At 66.5% G+C, this 18,627-nt stretch carries 13 protein-coding genes; 9 read left to right on the top strand and 4 right to left on the bottom strand.

Features of this window, described 5'->3' with window-relative positions:
• The first annotated feature begins 2 nt into the window (after positions 1 to 2).
• The gene (locus AO684_RS04655; RefSeq protein ID WP_054301577.1) at positions 3 to 2,072 is read left to right on the top strand and encodes an exonuclease domain-containing protein; all 2,070 of its coding nucleotides are present in this window, start codon (positions 3 to 5) and stop codon (positions 2,070 to 2,072) included.
• A 3-nt stretch (positions 2,073 to 2,075) separates the two neighbouring features.
• On the opposite strand, the gene truA is transcribed toward AO684_RS04655, so the two are convergent.
• Entirely contained in the window at positions 2,076 to 2,849 is a 774-nt protein-coding gene (gene truA / locus AO684_RS04650) for a tRNA pseudouridine(38-40) synthase TruA (protein WP_054301576.1), read from the bottom strand.
• Positions 2,850 to 3,003: 154 nt separating this feature from the next.
• On the opposite strand from truA, the gene AO684_RS04645 reads away from it, so the two are divergent.
• Genes AO684_RS04645 through AO684_RS04635 form a run of 3 tightly spaced genes read left to right on the top strand, consistent with a single transcriptional unit; the run spans position 3,004 to position 8,208 of the window.
• Positions 3,004 to 4,392 carry a YcjX family protein gene (locus AO684_RS04645; protein ID WP_054301629.1) on the top strand — a complete coding sequence of 463 codons (1,389 nt, stop codon included), beginning with the start codon at positions 3,004 to 3,006 and terminating at the stop codon, positions 4,390 to 4,392.
• Entirely contained in the window at positions 4,389 to 5,420 is a 1,032-nt protein-coding gene (locus tag AO684_RS04640; protein WP_054301575.1) for a YcjF family protein, read from the top strand. The genes AO684_RS04645 and AO684_RS04640 overlap by 4 nt, the downstream gene beginning before the upstream one ends.
• A 55-nt stretch (positions 5,421 to 5,475) precedes the next feature.
• Complete coding sequence (locus tag AO684_RS04635; RefSeq protein ID WP_054301574.1) at positions 5,476 to 8,208, top strand: DUF2339 domain-containing protein; 2,733 nt, start codon at positions 5,476 to 5,478, stop codon at positions 8,206 to 8,208.
• Here AO684_RS04635 and AO684_RS04630 read toward each other — a convergent pair.
• A complete protein-coding gene (locus AO684_RS04630) occupies positions 8,191 to 8,595 on the bottom strand; it encodes a group III truncated hemoglobin (protein ID WP_054301573.1) in 405 nt (134 codons plus the stop codon). The two genes, AO684_RS04635 and AO684_RS04630, sit on opposite strands and share 18 nt — an antisense overlap.
• Before the next feature lie 606 nt (positions 8,596 to 9,201).
• On the opposite strand from AO684_RS04630, the gene ileS reads away from it, so the two are divergent.
• Together ileS and AO684_RS04620 are read left to right on the top strand one after the other, a co-directional pair.
• Positions 9,202 to 12,144 (top strand): isoleucine--tRNA ligase, encoded by a 2,943-nt coding sequence (ileS, locus tag AO684_RS04625; RefSeq protein ID WP_054301572.1) that lies wholly within the window; start codon positions 9,202 to 9,204, stop codon positions 12,142 to 12,144.
• A gap of 51 nt (positions 12,145 to 12,195) precedes the next feature.
• A complete protein-coding gene (locus AO684_RS04620) occupies positions 12,196 to 12,951 on the top strand; it encodes a LamB/YcsF family protein (RefSeq protein WP_054301571.1) in 756 nt (251 codons plus the stop codon).
• Here AO684_RS04620 and AO684_RS04615 read toward each other — a convergent pair.
• Positions 12,948 to 14,321, bottom strand: a complete 1,374-nt coding sequence (locus AO684_RS04615) for a sensor histidine kinase (protein ID WP_082400728.1) — start codon at positions 14,319 to 14,321, stop codon at positions 12,948 to 12,950. The two genes, AO684_RS04620 and AO684_RS04615, sit on opposite strands and share 4 nt — an antisense overlap.
• The gene (locus AO684_RS04610) at positions 14,318 to 14,989 is read right to left on the bottom strand and encodes a response regulator transcription factor (RefSeq protein ID WP_054301570.1); all 672 of its coding nucleotides are present in this window, start codon (positions 14,987 to 14,989) and stop codon (positions 14,318 to 14,320) included. Before AO684_RS04610 ends, AO684_RS04615 begins: the two co-directional genes overlap by 4 nt.
• Before the next feature lie 127 nt (positions 14,990 to 15,116).
• Here AO684_RS04610 and AO684_RS04605 point away from each other — a divergent pair, with 127 nt between their 5' ends.
• The 3 genes from AO684_RS04605 to AO684_RS04595 all read left to right on the top strand — a co-directional run.
• Positions 15,117 to 16,223 (top strand): tripartite tricarboxylate transporter substrate binding protein, encoded by a 1,107-nt coding sequence (locus tag AO684_RS04605; protein ID WP_054301569.1) that lies wholly within the window; start codon positions 15,117 to 15,119, stop codon positions 16,221 to 16,223.
• Between the two features lie 101 nt (positions 16,224 to 16,324).
• A complete protein-coding gene (locus AO684_RS04600; RefSeq protein ID WP_054301568.1) occupies positions 16,325 to 18,322 on the top strand; it encodes a tripartite tricarboxylate transporter permease in 1,998 nt (665 codons plus the stop codon).
• An 11-nt stretch (positions 18,323 to 18,333) separates the two neighbouring features.
• On the top strand, positions 18,334 to 18,627 hold a 294-nt coding region (locus tag AO684_RS04595), incomplete at its 3' end, for an isocitrate/isopropylmalate family dehydrogenase (protein WP_235451210.1).

The raw sequence follows: 18,627 nt of genomic DNA, 5'->3' as shown, positions 1-18,627 counted from the left end.
CGATGCTGCACAGACTGAGCCTGCGTCTGCGTATCTTCCTGATCTTCGCGGCCCTTGCCTTTGGCGCGCTGGTCGCGCTGGCGGCAGGGCTGGTGTTCGGCTTTCAGCGGCTGGGCAGCCCCGAAACCCTGTCGGCCTTCGTGCAGGTGGGGGTGATTGCCGGGCTGGTGATCCTCGGGCTGGTCACCTGGGTCTGGTATCTGTTTGACGTGAACGTGGCCAAGCCCATAGACATCCTCGCCGGCGCGCTGCGCGCCCGCGCCCATTCCGATGTCAGCGGCGAGATGGATACCGCCATTGCCCGCTATCTGGGTGATCTGGCGCCCGCTGCCACGGCCGCCGCCTCCTCGCTGGCCGAGACGCGGAACGCGCTGGCCGAAGCCGTCGCGCGTGAAACGACGCGGCTGGCGGATGAAAAATCGCGGCTGGAGGCGCTCTTGTCCGACGTGCCGGTGGGGGTGCTGCTGTGTTCGGGGGAACATCAGATCGCCTTCTACAACACGCCCGCCGCCGGGCTTCTGGGCGGTGATACCGCGCCGGGGCTGGATCGTTACCTGTTCGACTATCTGCGCGAGGGGCCGGTGCGCCATGCTCATCGCCGTCTGATCGAGGCGGGGGATGCCGATGCGGCCTCGGATATCCTCTGTTCCACGCGCAGCGGCGGGCAGGTGCTGGCCGCGCGGATGCGTCTGATCGAGGGTGCGGGCGGTCCGCCGGGCTATGTGCTGACGCTGCGCGACGTAACCGCCGATCTGACGACCCGCGCGCGGCGCGATGCGGCGCTGTCGGTCGCGCTGGATCGTATCCGCAGACCGACCGCCAATCTGATGACGCTGTTCGGCGTGCTGCCCGAGGGTGAGCCGGTGCCTGCCCGCATGGAAACCGCGATGCGACAGGAGGTGACGGGACTGTCGGCGGCAGTGAATGACCTGAGCCGCCACCATGACGAGGATCGCGCCGAGGGGCTGCCGCTGGCCCCCGCCCGCGCGCTTGACCTGCTGGACGGGATGCGCGCCCGGCTGGAGGGGTTGGGCCTGACGGTGGAGACGGCAGAGGCCGCGCCGCTTCTCATGCGGTGCAACGGGTTCGAACTGATCGCGCTGATCGGCCATCTGGGTCAGCGGCTTGCGGCGTCCGGGCATCCGGCGCCTTTTCACCTGCGGCTGGACGAGGCCGGGGCCGATGCCCGTGTGGTGCTGGGCTGGCAGGGTGCGGCCCTGTCACTGGCCACGCTGGATGGGTGGCTGGCCGAGCCGTTGGGCGAGGATCTGCCCGATATCACCGGCCGCAGTGTGCTGGCCGCCCATGCCACCGACCTCTGGCCCGAGGGCACCAATGGCCGCCAGAGTCTTGTGCTGCCACTGCGCGCCGCGCGGCGCGCTGGTCCGCGCCCGACCCCGGTGCCGCGTGCGGTGGTCTATGATTTCGACCTGATGTCGAAGGCGCGCAACGCGCCGGTGGCCGATACGCGGCTGGAAGGCCTGACCTTCGTGGTGTTCGACACCGAAACCACCGGCCTTCTGCCCGCGCAGGGAGACCAGATCGTACAGATCGCTGCCGTCCGCATCGTCAACGGCAAGCGGGTGGCGGGCGAGGTGTTCGACACGCTGGTCAACCCGGGCCGCCCGATCCCGCCCGGCTCGACCACCGTTCATGGCATCACCGACGCCATGGTGGCCGAGGCGCCGGGCATTGCAGAGGTTGGCCGTGCCTTCCACAAATTCGCCGAAGGTGCGGTGCTGATTGCCCATAACGCGCCCTTCGACATGGAATTCCTGCGCCGGCAGGAGGCGGCTATCGGTGCCCGCTTCGATCATCCGGTGCTGGATACCGTGCTGCTGTCGGCGGTGATCTATGGCCAGCATGAGGTGCATAGCCTCGATGCGCTGACCCATCGGCTTGGCATCACCATCCCCGAAGAGGCGCGCCATACCGCGCTGGGTGATACCGTCGCCACGGCGGATGCCTTCCTGAAGCTTTTGCCGATGCTGAAGGGGCGGGGGCTGGACACGTTCGGCGCAGTGGTGGCCGAGGTGCGCCGCCATGGCCGGTTGCTGAAGGATCTGAACTAGGGCTCAGGCCGCGAAAGGATCGTCGGGGTAACCCACGCCTGTCAGATACAGCCCCTGCGGCGGGCAGACCGGGCCGCAGGCGGCGCGGTCGCGTGCCTCCAGCGCCTGCCTGACGGCCTCGGGCGCCCAGGACCCGGCGCCCACCCGCTCCAGCGTGCCGACGATCGAACGCACCTGGTTGTGCAGGAAGCTGCGGGCACGCAGATGAAAGCGGATTTCCTGACCGCCGGGGTAATCCAGTGTCTCCAGCCGGATTTCGTCCAGCGTCTTGACCGGCGAGGCCGCCTGACACATCGACGACCGGAAGGTGGTGAAATCATGCAGGCCGGTCAGGAAGGCGGCCCCTTCGCGCATCGCATTGGCATCCAGCGGGTTCAGCACCTGCCAGACCCGGCCACGATCATGCGTCACCGGCGCGCGGCGCTGTACGAGCCGGAAGGTATAGTGCCGCTCCATCGCCGAAAACCGGGCATGAAAGTCATCGGCCACCCGCACCGCCCGCAGGATCGACACCGGCGCGGGCTTGAGGTGGAAGTTCAGCGCCTCGGACAGGCGGAACGGATCCCAGTCGCGCGCCAGATCGCAGGTCGCCACCTGGCCCGTGGCATGGACGCCCGCATCGGTGCGCCCGGCGGCGGCGATGGTGTGCTGCCCCGGCTCCAGCTTTGCCAGCGCGGCCTCCACCGCACCCTGAACGGACACCTGCCCCTGCGACTGGCGCTGCCAGCCCGCGAAGGGCGTGCCGTCATATTCGATTTTCAGGGCATATCTGGGCATGTCGCCGGGTTAGCGCAGTGCCCTGTTGCTGTCCAGCCGGACGCAGGGTCGTCAGGCCCCACCCCTTCACCTGCCTGCATGCAGGGCATATGTTCAGCAGGAGAGGCAAGGACGCGGGTTCCGGAGGGCAGGTTTGGCAATCGACATAAGCGATCTGGTGACCGGCTCGGTGGAAGTGGTGGCGCGTTCCTTCGGCTCGGCGGCGGATACCGTGATCCGGCTGGGCGTGACCGGCCTGTCGCGGGCGGGCAAGACCGTGTTCATCACGGGACTGGTGGCCAATCTGCTGGATCGCGGGCGCATGCCGCAATTGCGGGCAGAGGCCGAGGGCCGGATTGAGGCGGTCTGGCTGCAACCCCAGCCCGACGACACCATTCCGCGCTTCGATATCGAAGGGCATCTGGCGCAGATGACCGGCGATGTGCCGGAATGGCCGGAAAGCACGCGGGCGATTTCGGAGCTTCGGCTGTCGTTCCGGGTGCGTCCGACGGGGTTCCTGTCGGGGGTGCGCGGCACAAGGAACGTGCATCTGGATATCGTGGATTACCCCGGCGAATGGCTGCTGGATCTGGGCCTGCTGGACAAGACCTATGCGCAATGGGCTGAGGATACGCTGTCACGCATGGCGCGGCGGCCGCAGGGTGCGGGGTTTCTGGCAACCGCGCGGGCCGAGGACGGGTCACTGAAACATGACGAGGCGCGGGCGCAGGCGCTTGCAGCCGAATTCACCGCTTATCTGCATGCTGCGCGGGCGGCAGGCTGGTCCGATTGCACGCCGGGGCGGTTCCTGCTGCCGGGGGAGCTTGCGGGCAGCCCGGTCCTGACCTTCGCGCCGCTGCCAGAGCCGTCCAGCGCCGGACGGCAGAGCCTCTGGCACGAGATGGAGCGGCGCTATGACGCCTATCGCGTCAAGGTGGTGCAACCCTTCTTCTACGACCATTTCGCCCGGATCGACCGGCAGGTGGTGTTGGTCGATGTGCTGGGCGCGGTGCATGCCGGACCACAGGCGCTGGAGGATCTGCGCCGCACCATGGCCGATATCCTGACGGCGTTCCGTCCGGGGCGGAACAGCCTGCTGTCGCGGCTGTTCCGGGGGCGTCGGGTCGAGAAGATCCTTTTCGCCGCCACCAAGGCCGATCATCTGCACCACGGCCAGCACCCGCAACTGACCGCCATTACCGAGGCGCTGGTGCGTGAGGCGCGCGACCGGGCGGCTTTTTCGGGGGCCGAGGTCAGCGCAATGTCGCTGGCAGGCTTTCGCGCCACGGTCGAGGATAAGGTGGAGCGTGACGGCCAGATGCTGGATGTGGTGCGCGGGCGTCTGATGGGCACGGGCAGGCAGGCGGCGATGTATCCGGGTGAATTGCCCACCGATCCCGCGCGTCTGCTCTCGCCCGCCCGGCAGGGGGCGGAACGCTGGCTGGATGCCGATTTTGCGCTGATGAGCTTTGCGCCCGCGCGCAGCAGTCTGAAACCCGGCGAGGGGCCGCCGCATATCCGGCTGGACCGCGCCACCGAATTCCTGATCGGAGACCGGCTGTGAGTGATGACGATATTCCCCCGCCGCGCCGCCCGCTGCTGATCGAACTGGACGAAGCCGCGCCCGCCGATCCGGGCCTGGCTCCGCCTGTGCCCGAGGCTGGTGTCTCCGCCGATCTGGTGCCGCTGCCTGCGCGACAGCAGGGCCTGACGCTGGCGCGCGCGCTGATCTGGGCGCTGGGTGCACTGTTCAGCTTTGCGCTTTCGGTTGCCGCCTATGATTTTGTCGCCAGCCTGATGGCCAGTTCCCCATGGCTGGGATGGGTGGCGCTGGTGCTTACGGGGGTTGCCACCGGGCTGGCGCTGGTTTTCGCCGCCCGCGAATGGATCGCCTATCTTCGGCTGTCCCTGCTGGACAAGCTGCGCGCGCGGGCGATTACCGCGCGCCAGAAGGCCGATCTGCATGCCGCGCGCATCGCCTGCGCCGAGGTCGCCTCGCTCTATCGTCACCGCCCCGAGGCCGAACCGGCACTGCAACGGCTGCGTGATCGGCAGAGCGATGTGCTGGATGCCGATGCGCTGATTGACCTGACGGAGCAGGAGCTTCTCGCGCCGCTGGACCTTGCCGCCCGGCGCGAGATCGAGACCGCAGCGCGGCAGGTCGCCACCATCACCGCGCTGGTGCCGATGGCGCTTGCGGATGTGGCAACGGCGCTGTTTGCTAATCTGCGCATGATCCGCCGCATCGCGCAGCTTTACGGTGGCCGCTCGGGTCGCTTCGCCAGCTTCGGCCTGCTGCGGCGCGTCTTCACCTATCTGGTGGCGACCGGCGCCGTGGCGCTGACGGACGATCTGATCGGCTCGGTTGCCGGGGGCGGCGTACTGTCGAAAATCTCGCGCCGCTTTGGCGAGGGGGTGGTGAATGGCGCGCTGACCGCGCGGATTGGTGTGGCCGCGATGGAATTGTGCCGCCCCTTGCCCTTCCATGCCCTGCGCCGCCCGCAGGTCACCAATCTCATGGGCCGCGCGCTGGCCGGGGTGTTTGACCGCAGCCCCGCCGCGCGGGCCGCAACGGGCCAGGCGGAATCCTGATTTCCGTTTGTGCCTCACCGGGTTAAGATCGCCCGGAGGATATGAGGGGTGCCTTATGGATGCGATCATCGCCTTGGTGGTTCTTGTAGCTCTGGCCTTGCCGGTGGGGGTGATCGTCCTGTTCATCACCCAATCCGGCTTGCGCCGCAGGTTGCAAAGTGCCGAAGCGCGACTGGCCCTGCTTGAGGCGGCCAGAGAGGCCGCGCCGCCGGTGGTCGAAAGCCTGACGCCGGAACCTGCGCCCGCCTCTGGGCCCGATCCGGTTTCCGAGGGCCGGATTGCGGCCGTCACCCCTTGGGAGCGCGCCCTGGGCACACCTTCTGCGCCACTGTCCGCCGTCGATGCGCCGCCCGCCCCGCAGGAGGCCGGGCAGGACCGCCCGCTCGTGCTGCGCGCCGACCGTTTTGCCGCGCTTGCGGGCTGGCTGCGCGAGAACTGGGTCTATGCCGTCTCGGCGCTGTCGCTGGCCCTGGCCGGTGTTTTCTTCGTGCAATACGGGGTCGAGAAGGGCCTGTTGCCGCCGCCGGTGCGGGTGGTGCTGGCGGTGCTGTTCGGTGCCGGGCTGATCGTGGCCGGAGAATGGGTGCGCCGGCGCTGGGGCGATGATACCGGCGCGGCAACCGCCTATCTTCCCTCCGTCTTCAGCGGGGCGGGGATCGTTGCGATCTTCGCGGGTGTGACGGCGGGGCGGCTGATGTACGGGCTTTACGGCCCCGGCCCGACCTTCGCAGGCCTGTTCCTGACCTCGGCGCTCGCGATCTGGCTGGGGTGGCGCCACGGTCCCTTCCTGGCGGCGATCGGCCTGATCGGTGCGGCGGCAGCTCCCTTTCTGGTGGACGGCGGCGCCGCACCCACCCCGATCCTTTACGCGCATTACCTGCTGGTCGCCGCAACCGGGCTTGCCATCGACGCCTGGCGTCGCTGGGCCTGGATCTCGGTTCTGGCGCTGGTGCTGGCTCAGGTCGGCCTGTGGCTGATGGCTATGGGCGGCGCCGGGCTGGCGGCCTGGGGCTGGAGTCTTGTAGCGCTGGTGGTGCTGAGCATCATCATCCCCGAACGCGCGCTGATCCCGGGGCATGAGGGACCTTCGACCCTGCGCATTCTGGTGAAGCGGCTGAAGGTCTGGCCCACCTTCCCGGTGCGGCTGGCGTTGGGCAATCTGGTGGCCTCGACCCTGTTCCTCGTGCTTCTGGTCTCCGGCTGGGGGGCAGAGGGGCTGCTGCCCTTCTTCCTGCTGGCCGGGCTGGCGGTGCTTTTGCTGATCTGGGCCGGGCGCGCGCCGGGGCTGGAGGATTTGCCGCTGCTGCCCGCCGCCGGATTTCTGGCGAAACTGGTGCTGGCGCCGGGGCAGATCTATGCGTGGCAATCGCTGGCCATTGACCAGCGTCCGCCGGAAAGCTCCGCGCCCTGGACGGTCAGCCTCCTGATCGTGGCGGCGGGGGCCATCACGCTGGCCGCAGCGCTGCGCAGCCTGCGCGGCGGCGGGCTGTTGCCCGCGCTGATTGCGACGCTGGCCGCCCCGGTTGCGATTCTGCTGCTGGAATTCTTCTGGGCGCCCTCTGCCGTACTGGGCACGGGCCTCTGGGCGGCACATGCCATGGCTTTGGCCGTGGGCATGACCCTGCTTGCAGCGGTGTTCGCGAAGGCTGATGGGCAGCCGGGACGGCGCAGCGCCTGGGCCGTGCTGTCCGCGCTGTCGCTGATTGCGCTGGCGCTGTTCCTCCTGACCACCGCTGCGGCGCTGACGCTGGCTCTGGCTGTGCTGCTGCTGGTGGCCGTGGCGCTGGATCGCCGGTTCACCCTGCCGGAAATGGGCTGGTTCGTGCAGGTTGGCGCGGCGGTTCTGTCATGGCGGCTGGTGGTGGACCCCGGACTGGACTGGGGTATGCAGGCACCGCTGTCACAGGTGGCGCTGGCCTATCTGGGGGTCGCTGCGGCCTGTCTTGCCGGGCTGCGATTGCTGCCAGCGGGGCGGGCCTTGCCCAAGGCAGTGCTGGAAAGCCTCGGGCTGGCGGCGCCGGTCCTGCTGGTCAATCTGGTGCTGACCCGCGCCATGATCCCGGATGACCCGACCACGGGCATCGACTGGACGATGAGCCATTGGGGTCTGATCCTGAACGCGACACCCTGGGCGGTGCTGGCGGGGACGCAGCTTTGGCGGGCGGGCGCGTCAGCCGGACTGACCCGCTGGTTGCGGCTGGGTCTGGCCAGCGTCGCGGCGCTGATCGCGCTGGGCGGTCTGGCGATGGCGCTGGGCCCCGCGAACCCGCTGTTTGCATGGTCGGAAAATCCGGCCGGCCGCATTCTGGGCCTGCCGCTGCTGGATACGCTGGTGCTGGCCTATGGCCTGCCCGGGCTGGCGCTGCTGCTTCTGGCGCCGCGCCTCGTGGCGCTGCCCGCGCGGGGGCGCCTGATTCTGCGTGGCGCGGGGGCGGCGCTTTTGTTGGTCTGGGCGGTGCTGGAGATCCGGCGGCTCTGGTGGGGCGACTGGATTGGCGCGCAGGATGTGATGCAGGGTGAGCTTTACAGCTATACGCTGGCCATGCTGGCACTGGGCGCGGCGCTTTTGTGGCAGGCGCTGGCGCGGCGGTCGCTGCACTTGCAGCGGCTGGCGATGGCCGTCATCGCACTGACGGTGGCGAAGGTGTTCCTGTGGGATGCCTCCGGGCTCAGTGGGCTGACGCGGGTTCTCAGCTTCGCGGGGCTGGGCCTGTCACTGGCGGGGCTGGCCTGGCTGAACCGTTGGGCGCGGGGAGCGATGGCACAGGGCTCAGAACCGCGGGACTGAGCCTTCGGGCCGTCGCGCCTCGGTCACGCCCATCGACAGCGCGCGGCCGATGCGATGCGCCATGGCCGACCATGCCGCCGCTGCCTCCGGGGGCAGGGTGCGGGCCAGCGTAGTGTCGAAAAGGTCGAGCCAGACCGGGAAATGATCCGGCGTCACATCGCCCGCCTGCCGGTGGGCCAGCATGGGTGAGCCGTCATAGACCCCCTCGCGCAGGATGGCGTTGCGCCAGAACCGGCCGATCTTTTCTTCATGCGCCGGCCAGTCGGTGACGTGCCGCGCAAAGAGCGGGCCAAGCTGCGGGTGCTGCCGCACGGCGGCGTAGAAAGCCGCGACCTGCTCGTCGATCTGTTCGGGCGTGACGAAGAAGCGGGGCGGGAAGGCGGTCATAGTGGCACCTGTAAAACTTGCACCATCGTTGCGGGTTTTCCGGTGCGGCTCAAGGTGGCGCTTTGACACGGGGGCCTTCCTCGGGGGCATTGCCATGGCCTGCGGCATCGGGGCGCCCTGATCTGGCCGGGACAGGGCGTCGGGCGGGGAGGTGAGTATTTTTGCAAGAAGCAAAAGGGAAGGGGTTTCTTAACCTTTACCGGCGCAGTCTGCGGTTGCGGTACAGGGAGGAGTCCCGATGACCGTCAAGGAGCAAGGCCATCCCGGCGCGGGTGAATCCGGATGCACGGATATCACGCGTTCATCTGTGCCGGGATGCGCTCTGGCCCCTGCTTCTTGCCCAAATACTCATGCGACGGCGGGGCCGGGGGATGCGGCCTGTTTCGCTGGACCCGCGCGCGGGGCTTGCGTATAAGGCCGCCATGATGACCCGACCCGTGCAAGCGGCCCCCGCGCATCTGGTTCTGCAGGCCTCTGCGGGGCCGTGGAAGATGCCGCATCGAATTACTTGCCCGGCGCTCTGATCGAGCTGCCGGGTTATACCGCTTTCCCTTCGGCCCGCGCAGCGGGCTGCCCCCGATACCTGCCGTTCAAGGATCGTCCGCGATGTGCGCCGACACGCCTGATACTTCCGACCTGAAATATCCCGTTTTCCTGCCCGAAACCGATTTCCCGATGCGCGGCGGCCTGCCGCAGCGCGAGCCGGGCTGGCTGGCCCGCTGGGCCGAGATCGGCATCTATGATCGTCTGCGCGAAAAGACGGGCCGCACGCCCTTCACGCTGCACGACGGCCCGCCCTATGCCAACGGGCATCTGCACATCGGTCATGCGCTGAACAAGATCCTGAAGGATTTCATCGTGCGCAGCCAGCAGATGCTGGGCCATGATGCGCGCTATGTGCCGGGCTGGGATTGCCATGGGCTGCCGATCGAATGGAAGATCGAGGAGCAGTATCGCGCCAAGGGGCTGAACAAGGACGATGTGGACATCGTGGCCTTCCGGCAGGAGTGCCGGAAGTTCGCCGAGGGCTGGATAGACATCCAGCGCGAGGAGTTCAAGCGGCTGGGCATCACCGGCAACTGGGCCGATCCTTACCTCACGATGGATTTCCATGCCGAGGCGGTGATCGCCGAGGAGTTCATGAAATTCCTCATGAACGGGGCGCTGTATCAGGGATCGAAGCCTGTCATGTGGTCGCCGGTCGAGAAGACTGCGCTGGCCGAGGCGGAGGTGGAGTATCACGACCATACCTCGCACACGATCTGGGTGCGGTTTAAGGTTGTCGCTGGCGCAATCGAGCCAGGCGCCCACTACAAAGGTGAATTGGATTCCAATTGGAATGAGAAGGTTGCTTCTGCCTCGATCGTGATCTGGACTACAACGCCTTGGACGATCCCGCAGAACAGGGCGGTCGCGTTCAATCCTGCGATTGCTTACAAAGCAATCGAGGTGACATCGGTAGCCGATAATAGCTTGGCCAAATTGGGCGAAGTGCTAATCGTTGCGAGTAATCTGGCCGACGAAGTTGCCAAAGCGGGCCGTATCGAAGCCTATCAAGACCTTGGCGAAGTGCATGGGCTAGAAAGCGTAGCACTGGCCCACCCCTACCGTGGCCTCGCCGACAACAAGGAATGGGACTACGACGTCCCCATGCTGCCGGGCGATCATGTCACCGATGATGCGGGCACTGGGTTTGTGCATACGGCGCCCTCGCATGGGGATGACGACTATCAGCTTGGGCTGAAGTTCGGCCTGCCGATGACCTATAACGTCGAGGCGGATGGCAGCTATCGCGCCGATCTGCCGCTGTTCGGCGGGCAGGCGATCATCAATCCCGATGGCAAGGAAGGTCCGGCCAATGTCAGCAATATCAAGGCGCTGCATGGCGCCGGGGCGCTGCTGGCCAAGGGCAAGCTGAAGCACAGCTACCCGCATTCGTGGCGGTCCAAGGCGCCGCTGATCTATCGCAACACGCCGCAATGGTTTGCCGCCATTGACCGCAAGCTGGACGACGGCATGTCCACCTATGGCGAGACGATCCGCACCCGCGCGCTGCATTCGATCAACCAGCTTGTGCAGTTCACGCCTGTCTCGGGGCGCAACCGGCTGTATTCCATGATCGAGGCGCGGCCCGACTGGGTGCTGAGCCGCCAGCGTGCCTGGGGTGTGCCGCTGACCTGCTTTACCAAGGTGGGGGCGAAGCCGACGGATGCCGATTTCCTGCTGCGCGACCCGCAGGTGAATGCCCGCATCATCGCGGCGTTTGAAAAGGACGGCGCCGATGTCTGGTATCAGCCGGGCTTCAAGGAGCAGGTGCTGGACGGCATCGTGAACCCGGCGGACTATACGCAGGTGTTTGACGTGCTGGATGTGTGGTTCGACTCCGGCTCGACCCATGCTTTCGTGCTGCGCGACCGGCCGGATGGCACGGCAGACGGGCTGGCGGACCTGTATCTGGAAGGCACCGACCAGCATCGCGGCTGGTTCCATTCCTCGATGCTGCAAGCCTGCGGCACCAAGGGCCGTGCGCCTTATCGCGGTGTGCTGACCCATGGCTTCACGCTCGACGAGAAGGGCATGAAGATGTCCAAGTCGCTGGGCAATACCGTGGCGCCGCAAGAGGTGATCGACCAGTATGGCGCCGATATCCTGCGGCTCTGGGTGGCGCTGAGCGATTACACCGTCGACCTGCGCATCGGGAAAGAGATCCTGAAAGGCGTGGCCGACAGCTATCGCCGGCTGCGCAATACCATGCGCTATGTCCTTGGCAACCTTGACGGGTTCACCGAAGCCGAGCGTCTGGACCCGGCGCAGATGCCTGAGCTGGAGCAATGGGTGCTGCACCGTCTGACGGAACTGGATACCGAGGTGCGCAAGGGCTATGCCGCCTATGATTTCCAGGGGGTGTTCCAGAAGCTGTTCACCTTCTGCACGGTCGATCTGTCCTCGGTCTATTTCGACATCCGCAAGGATGTTCTTTATTGCGATGGGCCGGACAGCATCCGCCGCCGGGCCGCGCGCACGGTGCTGGACATCCTGTTCCACCGGCTGACCGCATGGCTGGCGCCGATCCTGGTGTTCACCATGGAGGAAGTCTGGCTGTGCCGCTTCCCCGAGGAAGGTTCGTCCATCCATCTGCAAGACATGCCCGAGACGCCGAAAGACTGGCTGAACGAGCCGCTGGCGGCGAAATGGGCGCAGGTCCGGCAGGTCCGGCGCGTGGTGACGGCGGCGCTGGAGGTGCAGCGCACCGCCAAGGTGATCGGTGCCTCGCTGGAAGCCGCGCCTGTGGTCCATGTGGAGGATGCCGCGGTTCTGGCCGCGCTGAAATCGGTGGATTTCGCGCAGGTCTGCATCACCTCGGCCATTCAGGTAACGGGCGATCCGGCGCCGGGCGAGGCGTTCCGCCTGCCCGAGGTGCCGGGTGTCGCGGTGGTATTCGAAACGGCGGAGGGCGAGAAATGCGCCCGCTGCTGGCAGATCCTGCCAGATGTGGGCAGCCACAAACACCCGCAGACCTGTGCCCGCTGTGACGAGGCTTTGGGTTGACGATCCGCACCCCCGCCACCGTGCGGGGGTGTTTGCTTCCGGGGGGATGCGATGCTGAAGGTGGACCTCAATTCCGACATCGGTGAAGGTTTCGGCCCGTGGAAGATGGGTGACGATGCGGCGCTGATGGAGGTGATCAGTTCGGCCAATATCGCCTGTGGCTTCCACGCCGGCGACCCGGATGTGATGGCCGCGACCATGGCGCTGGCGCAGCGGCACGGGGTGGGGATCGGGGCGCATCCGGGCTTTGCCGATCTTCAGGGTTTCGGGCGGCGGCGGCTGGCGCTGTCGGCGGCCGAGGTCGCCAATCTGGTGACCTATCAACTGGGCGCCGCGCAGGCGATGGCGCGGGCGGCGGGGGGGCGGGTGCGGCACCTTAAGCTGCATGGGGCGTTGTCCAACATGGCTTCGGAAGATGCCACTCTGGCGCGGGTCTGCTATGAGGCGGCGCTGAAGGTGCAGCCCGATCTTGTCATCATGGTGCTGGCCGCCACGGCGATGGAACAGGTGGTGCGTGACCTTGGTTGCGCCTGGGCGGGCGAAATCTTTGCCGACAGGGCCTATGCCGATGACGCCACGCTGGTGGATCGCCGCGAACCCGGCGCGGTGCTGCATGATCCGGCGGTCATTTCCGACCGCATCCTGTCTATGCTGCGTGAAGGCGCCATCATCGCGGAATCGGGCAGGCGCATTCCCTGCCGGATCGACACGATCTGCCTGCACGGCGATACCGCAGGTGCGCTGGCCATTGCGCGCGGCCTGCGCCGCGATCTGGAGGCGGCGGGCGTGACGATCGCGCCGCTTTAACCCGGCAGACGGATGCGCAGGGTGCAGCCCTGTGTATCGGGGCGCACCTCGGCGCTGCCACCGTGGCTTTGGGCGATGTCGCGCACAATGGCGAGGCCAAGGCCGCAGCCCGCCACCGTGTCATGGTCCAGCCGGTAGAAACGGTCGAACACCCTTTCATGCAGATGTGGCGGGATGCCGGGGCCGTTGTCGGCCACTTCAATCATCGCGGCATCCGGCGTGAACTCCACCCGCACCGCGATCTGTGCCTTCGGGCCTGCATAGATCTGGGCATTGTCCAGAAGATTGGCCAGCATTTCGCGCAGGAGTACGGTATCCGCCTGTATCGGGCGGGCCGTGCCGATGACATCAAAAGTGACCTCACCGCCCCCCGCCAGGAAACGCGCGGCGAAGTCTCGGGTGACGTCGCCGGTCAATGCCACCAGATCGACCGTCTCGGACAGTGAGCGCAGATCGCGGCCCCGGACCCGCTCCATCGACAGAAGCTGGTTGGTCAGGCGTCCGGTGCTGCGCGCCGTGGTGACGACCTCGGCCAGTCGGCGCCGCAGGGTGGCCTCGTCAGGGGCGCTTTGGGCGGCTTCGGCCTGGGCCTGAAGGGCGGCGATGGGATTGCGGACCTGATGCGCGGCATCCGAGATGAAGGCGTCGCGCAGGGCAAAGGCGCGGGTCAGCCGCTGGAACAACGAATTGGTGGCCCCGACCAGCGTGCGCAATTCGGGCGGCACCCAGCGGCGGATCGGGCGCAGGTCATCCGGGCTGCGGGCGAGGATCGCCTCTTCCAACTCGCGCAGGGGGCGCAGGCCGAAGGTGATGCCGAACCAGACGAGCGAGGCCGCCGCGAGCACGATTAGTGAGAAATGCGCGATGGTCTGCGCAATCAGCTCGCGGCTGAAGGTATTGCGCTGCTCAACCGTCTGCCAGACTTCGATGGTGACAACGCCGGGCGTATCGGGGTCGGTGCCCGTGTCGATCAGCGTCAGCGCCCGTCCGGGCAGGCCATTCACCGTCGTGTCGAAATACAGTGGCACGCCGGGTTCGGGTTCCTTCCCTTCGGGGCGTCGGGGGGCGGCGGAATAGCCGGTGATATAGGCGCCGTCCGGCCCGGTGATCCGGTAATAGATCCGGTCGCCCAGCGATTGCGTCAGCGCTGCCAGCAACTGATCGGCCAGCATGTCGCCTTCGCTGAGCATCACATCGCGCGAAATGGTCAGGGCGACGGTGTAAAGCGTGTTGTCGTAGATTTGCCGGGAGAGGTGCGAGAATTGCACGAAGCGCGAAATGCTCAGCACCGTGGCCAGCACGACAAGCGGGGTGACCAGCAGCAGGAACAGCCGCCCGCGCAGCGACAGGCGCGACAGCGGGCGCTTCACGCGTTGTCCTCGTCCAGCATGTAGCCCAGCCCGCGCGCGGTGCGGATCGCCACGCCGGTATCCCCCAGTTTGCGGCGCAGGCGCGAGACCAGAAGTTCGATGGCATTCGGCTCCACTTCGGTGCCGGTGCCATAAAGCGTATCCGAGATATGTTCGCGCGCGACGATGCGACCGCGGTTTTCCAGAAGGCAGGCAAACAGCGCCATTTCGCGACGGGGCAGGTCAATGGGGCCGGCCGGCCCGCTGAGGACGCGGGCCTCCCGGTCGAAGGACAGACTGCCGACGCTTTCTTCGCGTGCCTGAAGCATCGGTCGCCGCCGGGCGAGCGCACGCAGGCGGGCAATCAGCTCTGCCATCTCGAATGGTTTTACCAGATAATCGTCGGCCCCGGCCTCAAGACCCGTCACCCGCTCGGATGTTTTGCCCATGGCCGTCAGAATCAGTACGGGCGTGGCATTGCCGGACCGCCGCATGGCGCGGACGATGGACAGGCCGTCCAGACCCGGAAGATTGACATCAATGATGGCTACATCAACCCGGGATTGAGCAAGGAAGGCTTCCCCGTCCAGGCCATTCGCCAGATGGTCTACGCCAAGCCCATGATCTTGCAGGCTGTTTTTGATCGCATCCGCAAGTGGGGCGTTATCTTCGATAAGTGCGATTCGCATTTTCCGGCCGGACAGGTTCTGGACAGGTAGGGGCGCTAATAAGATGCCATCAAGCCGTGCCTCGGAGGAGAAGGCAAGGGCGGTAGGGCATGCGTAAAGCTGCCTGCCACGTCATGGGGAGGACAGAATGACCGATTTTACCACTTTTACCCGGCGCAGGGCGCTTGGTCTGGCACTGGCGGCGGCGATGCTTCCGGCTGGTGCGGGCGCGGCCTGGGCCGAAACCGATTTCTCGGGCAAGACGATCGAATGGATCATTCCGTTTTCGGCCGGCGGCGGTTCGGATACCTGGGCGCGCTTTAACGCGCCGCTGCTGGGCAAGTATCTGCCGGGCAATCCCACCGTTGTGGTGGTGAACGAGCCCGGCGGTGGCTCCACCAAGGGTGCCAACCTGTTTGCCGCCCGCGCCAAGCCCGACGGGCTGACGCTGCTGGGCACTTCGGGCTCGACCCAGTTTCCCTATCTGCTGGGCGATCCGCGCGTGAAATATGAATACAAGGACTGGAAGGTCGCCATGGCCTCGCCGACCGGCGGCGTTGTCTATGGGGCGCCGGGCCTTGGCATTGCCGCGCCCGCCGACATCGCCAAGCTGAAAGACCAGAAGCTGACCTATGCAAGTCAGGGCGCGACCTCGCTTGACCTCGTGCCGCTGCTGGGGTTCCGTCTGCTCGGGCTGGAAGTCCAGCATGTCTTCGGCTTCAAAGGGCGTGGCGATGGCCGTCTGGCCTTCGAGCGCGGTGAGACGAACATTGACTACCAGACCTCGTCGGCTTTCATCACCAACGTGACCCCGCTGGTCGAGGCCGGTCAGGCGGTTCCGCTGTTCTCCTGGGGGGTGCTGGACGAGGCGGGCAATATCGTGCGCGACCCGAACTTCCCCGACCTGCCGAGCTTCCCCGAAGCCTATGAAATGATGACCGGGCAAAAGCCGTCGGGTGCCGATTACGACGCCTATGTTGCCTTCTTCACCGCAGGCTTCCCGGCGCAGAAGATGGCTTTCCTGCCCAAAGATACGCCGGATGACATCGTTGCCACCTATCAGGCGGCCTTTGAGGCCATGAAGTCCGACGCGGACTATCAGGCCAACAAGGAAGCGGTGCTGGGCAATTACGAACAGGTGACGGGCGCGCTGGCGCAGGCCCTGTTTGAAAAGGGCACCACCATTTCGCCCGAGAACCGCAAGAATGTCGTCGACATGCTGGCGGCGGATTACGGGGTCCGGCTGGGCGAATGAGCCCTCTGCCATCCGGCTGACCCCTGGGGTGGCTTCGTGAGGCGGCCACCCCGTCCGACCTTTCCCCATTCCTGACCTGACCCAACCTCGGAGGACTTTCCGTGGCCGATACCCTATTTGCCGCGCTGCATGCGCTGCTGACCTTCGACCATCTGCTTTACATGTTTCTTGGCGTTGCCGTCGGGCTGGTGATCGGGGTGATCCCCGGCCTTGGCGGGATTGCGGGTCTGTCGCTGCTGATGCCGTTTCTTTACGGAATGGATGAAATCTCGGCGCTGGCCATGCTGATCGGCCTTGTCGCGGTGATCCCGACTTCGGACACGTTCTCGTCGGTGCTGATGGGGATTCCGGGGTCGTCGGCCAGTCAGGCGACGGTGCTGGACGGCTTTCCGCTCGCCCGGCAGGGGCAGGCCGCACGGGCACTGTCGGCGGCGTTCATTTCCTCGATGTTCGGCGGGATTTTCGGCGCAGTCGTGCTGACCGGCTTCGTCGTGGTGGCACGGCCGCTGATCCTGATGTTCGGCTCGGCCGAACTGTTCATGCTGGCCCTGTTCGGCCTGTCGATGGTGGCGGTTCTGGCCGGTCGCAGCCTGCCCAAGGGGCTGGCGGCCTGTGCGGTGGGTCTGCTGATCGGCTCGATCGGCGGGGCACCCGCAACGGGCGAGTTCCGCATGACCTTCGGGCTGGACTATCTCTATGACGGCATTCCGCTGGTCATCGTCGGCCTTGGCCTGTTCGCCATTCCCGAGATTTCGGATCTGCTCCGCCGCAATGCCGCGATTTCCGACCAGCCTGCGCTGGGCAAGGGCTGGGGCGCGGGCTTCCGCGACTGGTACAGCAATATCTGGCTGTCGCTGCGCTGCTCTGGCATGGGCTGCATGATCGGGGCCATTCCCGGTCTGGGCGGATCGGTTGTCGACTGGATTGCCTATGGCCATGCGGTGCAGACCTCGAAAAACCCCGAGACCTTCGGCACCGGCGATCCGCGCGGTGTGGTTGCGCCGGAAAGCGCCAACAATGCGATGCAGGGGGGCGCGCTGCTGCCCACCATGCTGTTCGGCATTCCCGGCTCCGGCTCCATGGCGGTGTTTCTGGGCGGTATGGTCCTGCTGGGGATCGAGCCGGGCCCTTCGATGGTGCAGGCCAACCTGAACGTCACCTATTCGGTGATCTGGTCGCTGGCCGTCGCCAATATCATGGGGGCAGGCATCTGCCTTCTGCTGGCAGTGCCGATCTCGCGCCTGACGCAGATCCGCTTCCCGCTGCTGGCGCCCTTCATGATCTCGCTGATCTGCTTTGCCGCCTTCCAGGCAACGCGCGATATCGGCGACCTGCTGGCGCTGCTATTCGTCGGCGTGGTGGGCGTTCTGATGAAGCGCTTCGGCTGGCCGCGTCCGGCCTTGCTGATCGGCTTCGTTCTGGCCCCGCAGGCCGAGACCTACTTCTATCAGGCGCTGCAATTCTACGACTGGGGCTTCCTCACCCGTCCGGGCGTCATCGTGATCGGCCTGATGGCGCTGGCTTCGGTGATCTTCGGCCTGCGCAACCGGGTTGATGATCAGGGGCATGTGGTTTCGGCAGATGCCGACACGCCGGAGCATGAAGGCCGCTGGACCTCGCGCGCGCCGCAGATCGTCTTTGCGGCACTGATGCTGGGCTTCCTGGCACTGGGGCTGACCGATGCGCTGGGGCAAAGCTTCCTTGCGCTGGTCTTCCCCGCTTCCGCTGCCGTTGTCGGGATCGCCATGGTCCTGTGGCTGCTGCCGGAACTGGTGGCAGGGCACCGCGGCCATGTTGCCCATTTCGACAGCGAACTGGATGGCGAGCTTGTCGGGCAACCCGGTTATGGGCGGCTCTGGGGGGGGCTGGGCTGGATCGGCGGGCTGGTGCTCGTGTCGGCTCTGGTCGGGTTCTACGCCGCCATGATCGCCTTCTTCCTGGCGTTCCTGCGTATCCGTGCCCGCGCAGGCTGGGTGCAGAGCGTGATCCTGACCGCCGCCGCCGCCGGTTTCATCCTGGGCATCGCCTACATGCTGAACCTGAACTTCCCGGCAGGGCTGCTGCAAGCGCAGCTTGATCTGCCGTGGCCGTTCCGCTGAGGGGGCCACCCATGAAGCTGCTGCTGCTTCCCGGTGACGGGATCGGGCCAGAGATCGCGGCCGCCACCGAAACTGTCCTGCGCGCCGTTGAGGCGCGCTACGGGCTGGGTCTGAGTCTCACGCGCCGCGATATCGGCTTTCCCGCGCTGGAGGCTGAGGGCACGACCATCCCCGATGCGGTGATCGCCGAGGCGCGCGGCGCAGACGGAGTGGTACTGGGGCCGGTGTCCCATAACGCCTACCCGCCGACAGCGGGTCACGCTGGGCATAGCCACGGAAGCCCACGACCGAGCGCAGATGTTCCA

It is taken from the genome of Gemmobacter sp. LW-1, from assembly GCF_001303875.1.
In the GTDB taxonomy this organism is placed as follows: Bacteria; Pseudomonadota; Alphaproteobacteria; order Rhodobacterales; family Rhodobacteraceae; genus Gemmobacter; species Gemmobacter caeni.
This window is presented reverse-complemented; position numbering and strand designations above follow the sequence as displayed.